10 protein-coding genes are annotated in these 15,150 nt (G+C 63.9%); 4 read left to right on the forward strand and 6 right to left on the reverse strand.

Features of this window, described 5'->3' with window-relative positions; all coding sequences use genetic code 11:
• Positions 1-161 precede the first annotated feature (161 nt).
• Genes BKK80_RS34990 through imuA form a run of 3 tightly spaced genes read right to left on the reverse strand, consistent with a single transcriptional unit; the run spans position 162 to position 5,421 of the window.
• Positions 162-3,317, reverse strand: coding sequence for an error-prone DNA polymerase (locus BKK80_RS34990; RefSeq protein WP_071073772.1), 3,156 nt, complete (start codon positions 3,315-3,317; stop codon positions 162-164).
• A gap of 9 nt (positions 3,318-3,326) precedes the next feature.
• Positions 3,327-4,790 (reverse strand): Y-family DNA polymerase, encoded by a 1,464-nt coding sequence (locus BKK80_RS34995; protein WP_071073774.1) that lies wholly within the window; start codon positions 4,788-4,790, stop codon positions 3,327-3,329.
• A complete protein-coding gene (imuA, locus tag BKK80_RS35000) occupies positions 4,717-5,421 on the reverse strand; it encodes a translesion DNA synthesis-associated protein ImuA (RefSeq protein ID WP_071073776.1) in 705 nt (234 codons plus the stop codon). The genes BKK80_RS34995 and imuA overlap by 74 nt, the downstream gene beginning before the upstream one ends.
• 135 nt (positions 5,422-5,556) lie before the next feature.
• On the opposite strand from imuA, the gene BKK80_RS35005 reads away from it, so the two are divergent.
• Together BKK80_RS35005 and BKK80_RS35010 are read left to right on the forward strand one after the other, a co-directional pair.
• Positions 5,557-6,267: a hypothetical protein gene (locus BKK80_RS35005; protein WP_071073778.1), complete on the forward strand. Its 711-nt coding sequence runs from the start codon at positions 5,557-5,559 to the stop codon at positions 6,265-6,267.
• A 199-nt stretch (positions 6,268-6,466) separates the two neighbouring features.
• Positions 6,467-7,846: an ISNCY family transposase gene (locus BKK80_RS35010; RefSeq protein ID WP_084545955.1), complete on the forward strand. Its 1,380-nt coding sequence runs from the start codon at positions 6,467-6,469 to the stop codon at positions 7,844-7,846.
• Positions 7,847-8,004: 158 nt separating this feature from the next.
• Here the strand turns inward: BKK80_RS35010 and BKK80_RS35015 are convergent, their stop codons facing one another.
• A complete protein-coding gene (locus BKK80_RS35015; RefSeq protein WP_071073779.1) occupies positions 8,005-8,340 on the reverse strand; it encodes a hypothetical protein in 336 nt (111 codons plus the stop codon).
• Between the two features lie 935 nt (positions 8,341-9,275).
• On the opposite strand from BKK80_RS35015, the gene BKK80_RS35020 reads away from it, so the two are divergent.
• Positions 9,276-10,655: an ISNCY family transposase gene (locus BKK80_RS35020; protein ID WP_084545957.1), complete on the forward strand. Its 1,380-nt coding sequence runs from the start codon at positions 9,276-9,278 to the stop codon at positions 10,653-10,655.
• Positions 10,656-11,867: 1,212 nt separating this feature from the next.
• Here the strand turns inward: BKK80_RS35020 and BKK80_RS36980 are convergent.
• Together BKK80_RS36980 and BKK80_RS36985 are read right to left on the reverse strand one after the other, a co-directional pair.
• Positions 11,868-12,509 (reverse strand): hypothetical protein, encoded by a 642-nt coding sequence (locus BKK80_RS36980; protein ID WP_157903473.1) that lies wholly within the window; start codon positions 12,507-12,509, stop codon positions 11,868-11,870.
• Positions 12,510-13,305: 796 nt separating this feature from the next.
• Entirely contained in the window at positions 13,306-14,112 is an 807-nt protein-coding gene (locus tag BKK80_RS36985) for a papain-like cysteine protease family protein (protein WP_157903474.1), read from the reverse strand.
• Positions 14,113-14,883: 771 nt separating this feature from the next.
• On the opposite strand from BKK80_RS36985, the gene BKK80_RS35025 reads away from it, so the two are divergent.
• Complete coding sequence (locus BKK80_RS35025) at positions 14,884-15,150, forward strand: hypothetical protein (protein ID WP_071073781.1); 267 nt, start codon at positions 14,884-14,886, stop codon at positions 15,148-15,150.

Below are 15,150 nucleotides of genomic sequence, written 5' to 3' on the forward strand. Positions count from 1 at the left end.
GTTGCCGCGGACGTCGATAGTCGTCAATATTATGGTGTCACCATGACATCGATTTTGGCTGCTCCAGTGGGGTACGCAAGTATAATTTTTTAAGGAGGGACTCGCCCCTTTGGCTGGCCCACGCTGATTGTAAGCGTCTGAGGGGGGCAGTCGACTGGCACTCAACAGAAGTCGCGGCTCACCGTGACCAGGTTACCCATCAGGTGGGAAAGGTCCTCGACGCGTTGGGCGATCAGGTGCCTCACCTCGCCCTCGCGTTGCCACTGCCCGTAGACCCCAAGCATGGCGGCGCCCAGGATCTCCTTGCGAAAGCGCTCGAACACGTCGGGCCAGATGATCACATTGACGACCCCGGCTTCGTCCTCTAAGGACAGGAAGACGACCCCGTTCGCCGTGCCCGGGCGCTGGCGCACCGTCACAATGCCGGCGGCGCGCGCGGTCTGGCGCGACTGGTAGCCAGCCAGAACGTCGGCTGGCACGAAGCGCCGCGCGGCCAGCAGCGGCCGGAGCAGGGCAAGCGGGTGGCGGCGCAGCGTCAACCCCATCGCGCGGTAGTCCCCCGCGATCTCCTCGCCTTCCGTGGGAGGCGCCAGGGCGGCAGCTTCCTCCTTCACGTCGGCCGGGCGCAGCAGATCCTTGTCGGGCACGGCCGCGGCGGCCTGCCACAGCGCCTGCCGCCGCCCGCCGGTGAGCGATGCCAGGGCATTGCCGCCGGCGAGTACCTGCAGGTCGTGACGGTCGAGGCCAGCACGCCGGGCCAGGTCTGCCGCGCCGGAGAAGGGCCGGATCGCGCGCGCGTCCTCGATGCGCTGAGCGGCCTCGCGGCGCATGCCCCGCAACAGCGACAGGCCAAGGCGCACCGCCGGCGCCGCGCCGTCGGCTGGCCGCTCGAGTGCGGAATCCCAGCCGCTTGTGGCCACGTCGGCGGCCAGCACCGTGACCCCATGCCGCTTGGCGTCCTGCACCAACTGTGAAGGCGTGTAGAAGCCCATCGGCTGACTGTTGAGCAGCGCGCACAGGAAAGCAGCCGGCTCATGGCACTTCAGCCAAGCCGAGGCGTAGACCAGGAGGGCGAAGCTGGCCGCGTGGCTCTCCGGGAAGCCGTACTCGCCGAAGCCCTGGATCTGCCGGAAGATACTTTCGGCGAACTCGAGATCGTAGCCGCGGGCCAGCATGCCGGTGACGATGCGCTCGTGATACTTGCCCAGGCCCCCCTTGCGCTTCCACGCCGCCATGGCGCGACGCAGCTGGTCGGCCTCGCCGGCGGAGAAGCCGGCCGCCAACATAGCCACCTGCATGACCTGTTCCTGGAAGATCGGCACGCCGAGCGTGCGCGAGAGCGCCTTCTCCATGTCCGGGCTGGGGTAGGACACCGGCTCAAAGCCCTGCCGGCGGCGCAGGTAGGGGTGCACCATGCCGCCCTGTACCGGGCCTGGCCGCACGATCGCCACCTCGATCACCAGGTCGTAGAACGTGCGCGGCCGCAGGCGGGGTAGCATCGACATCTGCGCGCGCGACTCCACCTGGAACACGCCCATGCTGTCCGCGCGGCACAACATGTCGTAGGTCGCCGGGTCTTCGGGCGGGATGTCTTGCAGCTCGAAGGCCTCGCCGCGCTGCTCGGCCACCAGGTCGAGCGCCCGGTGGATGGCCGACAGCATGCCCAGGGCCAGCACGTCGACCTTGAGCAGGCCGAGTGCGTCGAGGTCGTCCTTGTCCCACTGAATCACGCTGCGGTCCGCCATCGCGGCATTCTCGATCGGTACCAGGCGCGACAGCTTGTCCTTGGCGAAGACCAAGCCTCCCGAATGCTGCGACAGGTGGCGAGGAAAACCGAGCAGCTGCGTGGCCATGCTGGCCCAGCGCTGCGTGAGTTCCGCTTCCGTGTCGAGCCCGCACTCGGCGAAGCGCCGCATCAGGTCGGCCTTGCCATCGAACCAGTGCTGCGCCTTGGCGACCAGGTCAACGATCGCTGGGTCCACGCCCAGGGCCTTGCCGGATTCGCGCAGCGCGCCGCGCGGCCGGTAGGTGGACACCGCGGCGGTTAGTGCTGCGCGATCGCGCCCGTATTTGCGATACAGGTACTGGATCACCTCCTCGCGCCGCTGGTGCTCGAAATCGACGTCGATATCCGGCGGCTCGCCGCGTTCCTTTGAGATGAAACGTTCGAACAGTAGGTTGCCGCGGGCGGGATCGACCTCGGTGATGCCCAGGCAGTAGCAGACTGCTGAGTTGGCGGCCGATCCCCGGCCCTGGCACAGGATGCCCTGTGAGCGCGCGAACTTGACGCAATCGTAGACCGTGAGAAAGTAGGGCTCGTACCGAAGATCCGCGATCAGCGCCAGCTCGTGCTCCAGTTGCTGCTGGACGGCCAGAGGGATGCCTTGAGGGAACCGGCGGTGGGCGCCCACGTAGGCCTCGTCGCGAAGGTAGTCGGTGGGCGAGCGGCCGTCCGGTACCAGTTCCTCGGGATACTCGTAGCGCAACTCGTCCAGCGAGAAATTGCACAGATTGGCGATATGGACCGACTCGGTCAGCAGCCGATGCGGGTAGAGGTTGGCGAGGCGCAACCGCGAGCGCAGGTGCTGCTCGGCATTCGGCGTCAGGTCGTAGCCGCACTGCGCGATCGGCCGCCCTAAGCGGATGGCACCCAGCACATCCAGCAGCGGCTTGCGCGAGCGCACGTGCATGAGCACGTTGCCGGCCGCCACCAGGCGCAGGCGATGGCGGGCCGCAGCCGCCTCGACGCCGGCGCGGTGGATGTCGTCGAGCGGGCGGTAGAGCAGGTGGAGCGCCATCCAGGCGCGACCGGCAAAGGTCGCCGAGATCCAGACGGCCTGTGCGTCCAACTGGTCGGCCGGCGCGCAGTAATCGGGCGTGAACAGTACCAGGCAGTCTGGCAGGCCGCGCAAGTGGGAGTAAGGCGCCTCGGGCGCGGCCAGGTCCCGCATGGTCAGATGGTAGCTGCCCTTGGCGGCCCGGGTGCGCGCCAGCGTGATGAGTTCGCACAGGTTGCCGTAGCCGGCGCGGTTGCGCGCGAGCGCGACGAAGGAGAGGGCTGGGCTACCGTCGGCATTCTTGAGACGGAAGCTGGCGCCGACCACCAGCTTCAGGCCGTGCTGCTTGGCGACCGTATGGGCGCGCACGATGCCGGCCAGCGAGCATTCGTCGGTGATCGCGAGCGCTTGATAGCCCAGCGCCACGGCGCGCTCCGCCAGCTCTTCCGCCCGCGAGGCGCCGTGCAGGAAGGAAAAGTTCGAGAGGCAGTGCAGCTCGGCGTAGTCGGGTAGGCCGACGCCGGAAGGTTGGGGCAGCATGGCGACGCCTCAGCCAAAGAGCCCGTGCAAGTACCAGTGCGCGGCGTCGCCCTCGCGGCTGCCCATGCGCTCCTGGAACACCCAGTAACAGGTGTGGTCCTGGCCCTCGGCAACGTAGTAGTCCCGCGTCACCACCTCGCCGGCCCACCAGCCGGCCTCGATGCGTTCGGGCGGGGAGACCATGCGCAGCGGCGAGCCGTAGTACGGGCGGTGGTCGCGCTCCAGCAACGGAATCGGCTTATCGAGCAGCCAAGCCGGGCGGGGCAATGCCGGCGCAGGCCCGCCCGCGGCCACCTTGGTGCCGGCGGGCACCCAGGTGTTGGCAACCTCGGGCCGGTAGTCTGCCTGCAGGGCGGGCTGCAGCACGCGCTCGGCGCCCAGCCGCGCGGTGAGCAGCTCCAACAGCCGGGCATGGTCCTCGGGCGTTCCGCCTGGCTCCGGGAACAAGCTTTCGCTCGGCGGCGCCAGCGGTTGCGTGTCGACGGCGGCCAGGTGGACCGCAATCATCGGCGCGTCGACAGCCAGCCGCGCGAGGCGCTCGCGCAGCAGGCGGTTCAGGTGAGCGGCGTGCCAACTCGGCTCGGCCAGCGCTACCTCGACCACGGTCGGCGGGATGGCCTCGCGGCCGCGCTCGTGCTGCAGCGACACGGCGAAGCGGGTCACGGCCAGGTGCCGCGCGGTGAGCCATCCCACCAGCTGCTCGATCAGGCCGCCGGCGTAGGCGAGGGTAGCCTCGGCGTGTTCGATGCGGTCGGGCAGTTCCACGCGCGCGGCGAACGTTGGCGGGGCCTCCAGCCAGTCGAATACCTCGGCGGCCTCGCCCAGGGCGCGGTCCAAAGCCTCATTGATCGCCGCGCCGCAGCGGCGCTGCAGGCCGGCGCGCGGCAGGCGGCGCAGGTCGCCCAGCGTGCGGCAGCCCAGACCGTCCAGCCAGTCGGCGTGCGGCCGTGCCGCCGGCAGCACCGCGGCGGGAAGGGTTGCCAACTGGCGGCCGAGACCGGCCGGCTTGAGCGCGACGCCGCCGCCGGCGCGCGCGAGCAGCCAAGCGCCTTGCGCCGTCGGTGCGCAGCCAACCGCCACCGTGTACCCGAGCGCTTCGGCCGTGGCACGCATGCGCGCGCGCAGCCGGCGCGCACCGCCGAACAGCCGCAGGCTGGCCGACACGTCGACCAGAACGGCATCTTCCTCAGCCTCGACCACGGATGGCGAGAACTGGAGCAGGGCGAGCGCGAAGGCGCGAAGGCCTTCCGCCTCGCGTGTGGGTGCCCGTTCGAGGAGCACGGTCTGAGGGGCGATGGTCTGCACGCCGCCGCGGCGCATCTGCGCCCGCACGCCGGCGGCGGCAGCCAGCGCGGAGGCCAGATGGACCCGGTCCTTGTCGAGGACCGCGACGGCCAGCTCAGTGGACCAGCGTGGCCGGAAGACTTCCAGGCACAGGCGCGGTAGGCGCAGGCAGATCCAAAGGCGATACATGGCGGCGAAGCAGGATGGGCGAGGGTTCCAGCGGTACCAAGACAGGCTTGTCCTGCTGCGGCCCGCGCCGCTTGAAAAAGGTCAGCTCGGCGCCTCCGGCAGCCGGCGCTATGCCGATGCGTAGCGGCGCGGGCGATGCGTCGCGCGCACAGGTGGCCGGCCGCATCAGGTAGAACAGCGTATCGCCAGCTTGGGCGGCCAGATTGAGACGGCGCAGCGCATCGTTGCGCAGGTGCTGCGACCAGAACAGCAGGGCGCCGCACGTGCCGGCGCGCAGAATCTGCTCGGCGGACCAAAGAGCGTCGGCGGTGCGCTCGCTGCGCAGCCACAGCAACTGAGCCGGCGGCAGTCCCCAGTTGGCCAGGGCCAGCCCCTGGGGCGCGTGGGGCGGGTCCAGAAGTACGATCGGGCGCGGAGCCAGGCTGGCCAGCGCTGGGCGCAACAGGCGCAACTCACCCACGCCCGCCTGGCGCACCAGCAATTCCACCAGCGTGCCCGTCGGCCAGCCCCCGCCCGGCAACTCGCCGGCCAACGCGGCGTAGCCCGTGGGTACGGTGCGGCCGGCTGCCCGCGCCAACTGTGATGCGAGCCAGAGGCATGGATGGATGGTTTCGGGGGCGGGCGCGGTCATGGCGGGTTCCTGCCAAACACGATACTGTATGAATATACAGTCCATTGTACTGTTTATTTATACAGCAATCGAGCCAATTGCCACTCCGACCAGCTCGGTGCATAGTGCTCCACACCACGACGGAAGCCAACCGACATGAACGATACGAACGACTCCCGCCTGCGCGTCGCGCTGCAGGCCGGCTCTATCCCAATGCGCCGGGCCCCTCTGCTAGGCCCGGACTTCCTCGGCGCCGACGACGCCGAGCGCTACGCGATCTACACGGAGCCACAGGATGCGCCAGGCAGGGCCGAACTCCTGGCGACGCTGCGCGCCAAGCTGGCCAGAGACGCGACGACGCTGCCTTGGACCGGCGAGCCGATGCTTGGCGAAACTCTGGAGGATGAAGATTGGTCGGTTGGCGTGGCAGAAGAAGTCAGCCTGTCGAGCGACGATCTGGACGAGGTGGTTGGCCAGATCGTCAACTACCGGCTCATCCTGACGCGCGATCTGGATCCGATTGGCTTCTGCACGTTCGCGATCAACCTCGACGACTATGGGGCGCTGTTCGCGACGCTGTGTGAAGCGTGGATCGAGGGGCCGTACCGGGATGCCGGGCTGGGACTCGGCTTCATGCAGCAAATGGCGGACGCGATCTACGCCGCGGTCGCTGAATTGGACGATCGGCTCGCCGGCGGACCGGCGCTCGAGCTCGATATCGCGATCGGTCGAGAGCTTTCGACCGGTACCGTCGAATCCCTACTGCAGGCTTGCCTTGAGATCCTTGGGGAGCGGTTCCAATCGCCAGAACTGTCTGGCGCACCGCGGCTTAGCAGTATTCGACTGGGATCGCTTGCTATCAACTAGGACCCGCTAGTTCGTCTCGACAGGTTCGCTAGAATAGATTTGGTTGCGTTCGAAACCAATTTACCATAAAAACTCTTATGCGCGAAACGAATGTTACGGCCAAATAGTATTGTCGTACTTGGGCCAATTAGAACTGTCGCAGTGCTTGCCAGTCCTGGCAAGCTGGCGGCTTTCCGTCCGTCCGAGACTGGAGGCCGCCATGGGCAAGCCCGAGATTCTGACCGTGACGATGCGCGAACTGGACCGACTCAAGGTGATACAGGCCGTGGTGGAGCACGGCCTGGCGGTCTGGCGCGCCGCCGAGAAGCTGGGCTTGTCGCGCCGGCAGGTGGAGCGCTTGGCGCAGCGGTACCGGGCGGATGGGCCGAGCGGCCTCGCTTCGCGCAAGCGCGGCCGCCCCGGCAACCGCCAGTTGCCGCCTGGCCTGGAGTCTCGCGTGTGCGGACTGATCCGTGACAGCTACGCCGACTTCGGCCCAACGCTGGCCGCCGAGAAACTGCGGGAGCGTCATGGCATCGACCTGGCCAAGGAAACGGTGCGCCGGATCATGGTCGACGCGGGCTTCTGGGTGCCGCGCAGGCAGCGCCCGCCCAAGGTCCACCAGCCGCGCAATCGGCGGGCGTGCCTGGGCCAGCTGGTCCAGATCGACGGCAGCGACCACCACTGGTTCGAAGACCGCGCGCCGGCGTGCACGCTGCTGGTCTATGTCGACGACGCCACCGGCCGGCTGATGCAGCTGCTGTTCGTGCCGACCGAGTCGACCCCCGCCTATTTCACCGCCACCCGGGCCTATCTCGAGCGGCACGGCAAGCCGCAGGCGTTCTATTCGGACAAGTTCAGCGTGTTCCGGGTCAGCGCTAAGGCCAACGCCGAAGGCCGAGGCTATACGCAGTTCGGACGGGCGTTGTTCGAGCTGAATATCGACATCCTGTGCGCCAATTGCAGCCAGGCCAAGGGCCGCGTCGAACGGATGCACGGCACGCTGCAGGACCGCCTGGTCAAGGAGCTGCGGTTGCGCGGCATCAGCTCGATGGACGCCGCCAACGCCTATGCGCCGACGTTTATCGCGGACTTCAACGCGCGCTTTGCCAAGGTGCCAAAGAGCGATTTCAACGCGCACCGGCCGCTGCGTGGCGACGAGGATCTGGAACGAATCTTCAGCTGGCGCGAGTGGCGCAAGGTGTCGGCCAGCCTCACGCTGCAATACGACAAGGTGATGTACCTGCTGGAGGACCGGCCCGAGCACCGCCGCCTGATCCATCGCTACATCGAAGTGGCCGACTATCCGGACGGGCACGTGGAACTGTGGGCCGATGGCGCTGCCCTGCCCTACACCACCTACCACCGGCTCTCGGAGATCGACCAGGGCGCCATCGTGGAAAACAAGCGGCTGGGGCACGTGCTGGATATCGCCGCCCAGGTACAAGCGCTGCGCGACGACCGGCATCAGGCCGGCCCGTCGCGGACGCTGCAGGGCGAGCCACCACGGCCGCAGCACCCGCCGGGGCACGTAAAGCGTCAGCGGCTGATCAATCGGATCGACCTGGAGCGGGCGATCAAGGGTACGCCCCGGCCCTAGTTGGCCGCTTGCTGCCCGATAGCGGACGCCGGGCCCGCCCGATGCTGAAGGGCGGCTACCGACCCTAAGCATTCATTGGGCAACCTGGTAGTGGTGACCGCCACCGAACCCTTAGCGGTCAGTCGTCCTTGCTGGAAGCAGACATTCCATGCGTCGGATTAAATCACCCGAGGAACCCCAGGAGTTCGAGTTGCGCGGGTCTCTCCCGCGATCAGGCTGTCGAGCATTCCGTCGAACTCTCGGGCCAATTTAAGGTGTTGGCGCACGGAAGGCAGATACTCCGCTCGACTTGTTATGGCACTTACGGTCGACCGGAGGGTGCGCAGAATCTGCTTTGACACGCAGTATTCATGCTGAAGTCCCTCACCCTTCTGCCATAGATATTCCTTGAGGGCATCAAATGCTGAGGGATCGAAACTGTCGGCCGTGAGAAGCTTGCCGACAGAGCGATCCACCAACTCATCCAGTTTGATATCAAAATCGTTTTCCGACATAAGCGTCCTTCGGTTCCTGCGTCGCTAATGCGTCGCATATCAGCGGAGGAGTATAGCGATTGTCCAGCGGTGACTGTCCCCGATTGGCCGTCAGTCGCCATCTAAAGGGGCCGTCCAACTTGGTCGAAGTCCGCGCGAATGCTCGTCGCGCACCTTCTCCAGCGATGCCTTGTCACCCATCTCCGCTTCAATTTCTCCGATGCATCCCCAACAATCGCCACCGCAGTCCACGGACAATGGATCGTCGCCTCGATTCAGTTCACGCGCGCAAATCTGGCATCTCATTGTCAAACTCCGAGGATAGATGTAATTCCGATATTGGCTACATTCTGCCTTCATTAGACTGTTCGCCTCGAGCGCCTAATGAAAGCCTGAAGGTCCATGGACATCACTGCGGCAATCAGTTCAGTAATGTTGGTATGCCGCCCGGAAGGGGCGGCTGCGGCGAACGCTTCTCAGGATTGTGTGCAATCAGGGCCCTCATGTCGAGTGCCGGCTTCTGGCCGAACCCGGTCGGCAGCCGCCTGGTCGCCACCGATCGGAGCCAAGCGTCCCTGACCGGTCTGGCCGAGGCGCGACACCTTGCGGAGCGCGTCCGCGCGATAGCCCCGGCTTGAGCGCGCGGCCCCGCAGCCCCCCCCCGCCAGCACGCGGTCAGTTGAACTGAGCCCACCGCGCGGCCACCACCCCACCTGGCGCGGGTCTCCGTCGCGTCAGGCCAGCCTCACCGAGCAACCCAGCCAAAGCCCGCCAAGCCCGCACAAACCGCACGCCCGTGCCGACATTTGAATGTAGCCAGCCACGCGACAACTGAGAACCGCCTGGACAACGAATGTTGGGCATTTTTTCTAATGTCGTACTTGGGATGAATTCAAATGTCGTACCCCAGGATTGTGCGAAGCTAGCCACCTTTGTGGCCAGCCAGGGGCACGAGCATGGGCCGACCCGAGACGATCACCATGAGCATGCGGGAGCTGGATCGGTGCAAGGTCATCGAGGCCGTCGTGCAGGACGGCCTGATGGTCTGGCGCGCCGCCGAGAAGCTGGGGATCTCCAAGCGCCAGGTCGAGCGACTGGTGCAACGCTACCGGCAGGACGGCCCGCGCGGCCTCGTATCGCGCAAATGGGGCCAACCTGGCCATCGCCAGTTGCCGCTCGGCCTGGAGTCGCGCGTGCGCGGTTTGATCCGCGACAGCTACGCGGATTTCGGTCCGACGCTGGCGGCCGAGAAGCTGCGCGAGCGCCACGGCATCGACCTAGCCAAGGAAACGGTGCGCCGGATCATGGTCGACGCGGGCTTCTGGGTGCCGCGCAGGCAGCGCCCGCCCAAGGTCCACCAGCCGCGCAACCGGCGGGCGTGCCTGGGCGAGCTGGTCCAGATCGACGGCAGCGATCACCGCTGGTTTGAGGGCCGCGCGCCGGCCTGTACGCTGCTGGTGTACGTCGACGACGCCACCGGCCGGCTGATGCAGCTGCTGTTCGTGCCGACCGAGTCGACCCCCGCCTATTTCACCGCCACCCGGGCCTACCTCGAGCGGCACGGCAAGCCACAGGCGTTCTATTCGGACAAGTTCAGCGTGTTCCGGGTCAACACCAAGGCGAATGCCGAAGGCTGCGGCTACACGCAGTTCGGGCGCGCGTTGTTCGAGCTGAATATCGACAGCCTCTGTGCCAATTCCAGCCAGGCCAAGGGCCGCGTCGAACGGATGAACGGCACGCTGCAGGACCGCCTGGTCAAGGAGCTACGGTTGCGCGGCATCAGCTCGATGGACGCCGCCAACGCCTATGCGCCGACGTTCATCGCGGACTTCAACGCGCGCTTTGCCAAGGAGCCAAAGAGCGATTTCAACGCGCACCGGCCGCTGCGTGGCGACGAGGATCTGGAACGAATCTTCAGCTGGCGCGAGTGGCGCAAGGTGTCGGCTAGCCTCACGCTGCAATACGACAAGGTGATGTACCTGCTGGAGGACCGCCCCGAGCACCGCCGCCTGATCCACCGCTACATCGAGGTGGCCGACTATCCGGACGGGCACGTGGAGCTGTGGGCCGACGGCGCTGCCCTGCCCTACACCACCTACCACCGGCTCTCGGAGATCGACCAGGGCGCCATCGTGGAGAACAAGCGGCTGGGGCACGTGCTGGATATCGCCGCCCAGGTACAAGCGCTGCGCGACGACCGGCATCAGGCCGGCCCGTCGCGGACGCTGGCCGGCGAGCCACCGCGGCCGCAGCACCCGCCGGGGCACGTGAAGCGTCAGCGGTTGATCAACCGGCTGGACCTGGAGCGGGCGATCAAAGGCACGCCCCGGCCCTAATTGGCCGCTTGCTGCCCGATAGCGGACGCCGGGCCCGCCCGATGCCGAAGGGCGGCTACTGCCCCCCTTGTCACCGAGAGACCTCGGCCGCGATGAATGCTATCGGTAGAGGGCTGCTCAGTCGCGACACGGCCATATGTGCGATGTCCGACATGCAGGCAATTGCTTTGGGCTTCGGGGTGTGGCACGGTAAGACGCTGAACTGACCTGATGGTCAGGGGGCTCAGTACAGATTGGGGGGGGGAATGAATAAACATGTATTGGTGCTGAGCAACACACGGCCGCGAAAATACGAACGGTCAAAGGAAAATCGATCAATACCAAGAGGACTCCATGTCGCCGCGACGTAAGTTCTACATCATCTTCTTTGGGTTCTGGATCGCGTGGTTGACCTGCGGCTACCTTGCTGGCGCCCGGAAAATCGGTGTGATGGTACCGGTTATGCTCATCCTCATGATCGCGTTCGCTATATGGAATGCGATCTTCCGGTGTCCAAGATGCGGAACACCTTATCTATATTTCTTCGTGGGTCCTTTCGTGGCTCCAAGGTGGATGCCCAAGGCGTGCAAGAAATGTAGCTGGCCATCAAGTAAGTGCTATTGCAAGAACGATCACCCATGAAAGATCGCGTGGCGATACGAATGCGAAAAGGACCCTGGCTGCCCGCTCTCGGCCGGGCCAAGACGAGCAGTCAGGTCGGTGAAGGCCCGTTGTTGGGGCCTGGCCACGCTCTACCCTGCTCGCAACTCAGCCGTCTCCGGCCAGCCCCACCGCCCCACCGAAAACTCGCCAAAGCCTCCAAGCCCGCACAAACCGCACGCCCGTGCCGACATTTGAATATAGCCAGCCACACGACACCTGAGAACCGCCTGGACAACGAACGGATGTAGGAGCAACGCGGTAATGTCCGGTTCTAGCAAAGCTGAAATGTCCGCTTGAACGCCGAACCATGCTATCCAGCCTGCCCGGTTGGATGCAATGGAGACGCCAAGCGATGGCTAGATCTGAGGTCATTTCGGTAAGCATGCGCGAGCTAGACAGGCTCAAGACCGTCCAGGCGGTCGAAGACGGCGAATTGCGGCCCGGTAATCTGGCGCGGACTTGCGCCACGCATCAGCCTAGTATGCCGAGAAATTGGCGTATCGCGCGAAAAAGGCTCCGTGTTCGGACGCCTTTCATGGTTGGGGTGCCGCGGCAACGCGACAAGCTGGTTCATGGGCAGTAGTACGGGTTGGTCGAAGCGCCTGCTCGCTGATTGGGCCCATAGACGGTGCCCGCGGAACACTGGATTGTCTTGCTGGCCCCGGGACCATATAGGCGCTCTCCGTATGTGCATATGTCGGTGTTACGGCATTCGAGGTGTTTGTACTCTTCGCCCTCAAAACGCCAAGATACCCGCAGTCGATCAGCTTGCACCTTCTTGTCAGGCTCGTCGCACGAATAGGCTCGGATCTCCGCATACTGCTCGCTGTAGTAATAGTAATTGTTCGTGTGGGATCTCGCTTTCGCGCAAAGACGGTCTTCGCCCGGCGCCTTTGGCCACACGATGGGGAGCGCACCGTACTGAAATGTCAAATCCTGAAAAACGATGCCACGGTAGCCGAGTTCAGCCTTCTTCTTTCCCCACCATCCTTTGACTGCTTTGCAGGCACATTCCCCTGCGAGGGCGTCGGTCAGGCAGTAGTCCGGAGGCGCTCCAGATTTCAGAAACCGAGGGTCAACCATGCACCAACGGTAGCCTTTTGGTGCGGGGCCTACGGTAGGCGCGTCAGCCGGGTAGTCGACACCTTGGACCGGCGGCCGATCCAGTTTTGGGATGTCGGCGGCCACTTGCCCTTTTGAGGGCTTCATCATCGAGAAGCCTGGCGCGGCCTCGCAGGTGCATGACCCTGCGGTCGCCTTTGTAGGGCAAAAACTCTGTGGATCGCCGGGCAACGCGATGTCAACCACGCACCATTTGTAGCCAGCTGGGAGGGATGACCGTGCTGGGATAGGCGGCATTCCAGGTGCTGGCGTTCCCGGGCTCGGTGCCTGAATTGAGCCTGGCGAGGGGGGTGGTAGGGAATCGACTGCGTTGGATGTCGAAGCAAAAGCCAGCATCGACAAAAGCCCGACCGCGAATCGCCGCAGCATTCTGTTCCTCCCCCGAAAATCGTTTGAGCTAACGCCGCGCTTGGCCAACCCATAAAGCTTAGGGGACGGAGTTACGGAAGCCCACCATCCACTAGAGGGATAGGCCGCCAGACCTCCTAAACTCCACACCGAAGGCACGCGGACAGGCTGGCTTGGCCGGTGGCGACCGAGCCGCCCCACCGTGCGCGGGACTCGGCCGTCTCCGGCCAGCCCCACCGCCCCACCAAAGCCCCGCCAAAGCCTCCCACCCCGTACAAGTCAAACGCCCGTGCCGACGACTGAATGTGACTGGTGCCCCGACGCTTCAAAACCGCCTGGACATTCAGTCTAGGAGCAACGCCGTAATGTCCGGTTCCAGCAAAGCTGAAATGTCCGCTTGAACGTCGAATCATGCTTTCCAGCGCGCCACGTCAGATGCTATGGAGAAGCCGCGCTTTGGAGGCGCGGGGAAGGTTGACACAGTGCCGGTGCGTGCGCTTTGGCATCTGATAATTGCGGCCGGATTGTGCCCGCTATCTCAATTGTCCTCGCTGCAGTCGGCCACCCAGTCCATATTTTCTCCCACTCCTGGGCGGCACGTGATCTGTTCACATTCTTGCTGAGATCTTCCGTATTGATCTGTGCACGCAGTCACGCACTTTTCAATTCTCTTTTCTAGGCAGGTGTTTCGTGTGCTAACGTGGTTGCCACCCGCATTTCTATGACCGAATGTGAAATTGACTATGGCCGCATACGTACCGATCATCTCATTGGGAGACAAATCACGCACGCTGCCTATTGCCGGGTCAATAGCTCGCATACGTATCACCTGCAGACCGAAAGGTGTTGGGCGCGACCACACGTCGGTAACGACCATTGCGTGATTGAGGTCGCCGTAATAGACGGGCCGATTTTCTTTTAGCGCATTGTGAATGCCAAGATTATCAAGGCTGTGGCTGGTGGAAGTGTAGTTGTCGGTAGACCGCTCCACAGACAAACTAACAGTTCGTCCTGACCCATAGATGTAGGTCTGATTTAGCGCTTGACTCACTTCGCTGGCGCTCCCTAATTTTGGTACGCCTGTTGTCTCTTGGATGACTTGGTCTTCGTCATTGAATGGAACGCCAACGTATCGCAAGAGGTTCACCACACTTGCAGCCCAGCAAGTTTCGAAGGTTTTCTGTCTAACGAATGGCAGATTTGCGTTAGTCGCTTCCGCCCATGCGTGGCAGATCTGGCCGGCAGAATCGAAGCCGCATTCTTCAGCCGCAGTGACTGGGTTGATGACTATAAGAAATGTATATAGAAATCTTATAATGAAACTCCGTCGGATATCATCTATCATCGCAACTCCATTTTATAAATTTTAATATTGAAGGTGCGGCGCTACTGAGCAACAGCTATTCCCGGGCGAATACCGATCACGCATTGTTCGCCGATTCGAACTGGCTTTACGTCTTCACGGCCGCATAAGTTGTAGATCTTCCCATTGGCGATGCCTTGGCACATGAGTGTATATCCAGATGGAATTGGGACCCCTGGACATGAATATGCACACGCGTTGTGAACACAATGTTGTCCCGTCGATCGATCGCAATCGCTATTTGATCGACAACTATCACCCTCCAAGGAGCCCGCACCTGGATTGCTGAGGTCTTGCGCATAAGCGGAAGTCAAGAAGCCGGCAGCGGATAGTGCAAGGCCAAGTGCGAATTGTTTCAACATTGGACCCTCCATCGACGGGTTCTGCCTCACGGGAATATTTAAGACTCTTGTCCGACGGACTTCAAGGTGCATATTCATTTCTGTGCGACGGCAGGACACCTGCTGTTGATCTGGACGCATTGCGTTATTGACGAAGAGCGTGCAGCAGGCAAAGCGGGCCGAGCTGGCGATGTGTGTGCGGCCAAGTGTCCGAAGGGAAGGCAACTTCGCGACTGCAGTGAGTAATACGTGATACGTAAGGCATTACATTGACTACCCGCGAGAGCGGAAGTACCCTCTCGCCATACAGATCTCCGTCGGCGGGGGTGAAATGGCCTGGCATTGCGATCACTGTGGTATGCCCAACAGGGTGGGAAGAAGGGACTGCTTCAAATGCGGAACCGTGCGCGTCATGCCGCGGAAACTGCATACGATCGGTCAATGGATCAACGACCACCTGGCGTCGCACGGATTCCGTGCAGAGGTGACGCGAAACCGTTGTGGCCGCGAGGGCGCGGCGGTGCAGCGGGACGGCAATCGCCTGGTGGTCTATCGGAACAGTGAGTTACTTCTCGACCACGATGCTGCGGCCACGTATCGGGGCAACGCCGACGTCGAGCAGTGGCTGCAGTCCCAACTCGTCTCGCTGCAGATCCAGCCTCGCCACCTTGCGGCATAG

The sequence above is a fragment of the Cupriavidus malaysiensis genome, assembly GCF_001854325.1.
GTDB classification, from domain to species: domain Bacteria; phylum Pseudomonadota; class Gammaproteobacteria; order Burkholderiales; family Burkholderiaceae; genus Cupriavidus; species Cupriavidus malaysiensis.

Coding starts and splice junctions, on each gene's coding strand:
- BKK80_RS35015 (WP_071073779.1), bottom strand. CDS start 8,340: ATGTCGGAAAACGATTTTGATATCAAACTGGATGAGTTGGTGGATCGC.
- BKK80_RS35025 (WP_071073781.1), top strand. CDS start 14,884: ATGCCGCGGAAACTGCATACGATCGGTCAATGGATCAACGACCACCTG.
- imuA (WP_071073776.1), bottom strand. CDS start 5,421: ATGACCGCGCCCGCCCCCGAAACCATCCATCCATGCCTCTGGCTCGCA.
- BKK80_RS35020 (WP_084545957.1), top strand. CDS start 9,276: ATGGGCCGACCCGAGACGATCACCATGAGCATGCGGGAGCTGGATCGG.
- BKK80_RS35005 (WP_071073778.1), top strand. CDS start 5,557: ATGAACGATACGAACGACTCCCGCCTGCGCGTCGCGCTGCAGGCCGGC.
- BKK80_RS35010 (WP_084545955.1), top strand. CDS start 6,467: ATGGGCAAGCCCGAGATTCTGACCGTGACGATGCGCGAACTGGACCGA.
- BKK80_RS36985 (WP_157903474.1), bottom strand. CDS start 14,112: ATGATAGATGATATCCGACGGAGTTTCATTATAAGATTTCTATATACA.
- BKK80_RS34990 (WP_071073772.1), bottom strand. CDS start 3,317: ATGCTGCCCCAACCTTCCGGCGTCGGCCTACCCGACTACGCCGAGCTG.
- BKK80_RS36980 (WP_157903473.1), bottom strand. CDS start 12,509: ATGATGAAGCCCTCAAAAGGGCAAGTGGCCGCCGACATCCCAAAACTG.
- BKK80_RS34995 (WP_071073774.1), bottom strand. CDS start 4,790: ATGTATCGCCTTTGGATCTGCCTGCGCCTACCGCGCCTGTGCCTGGAA.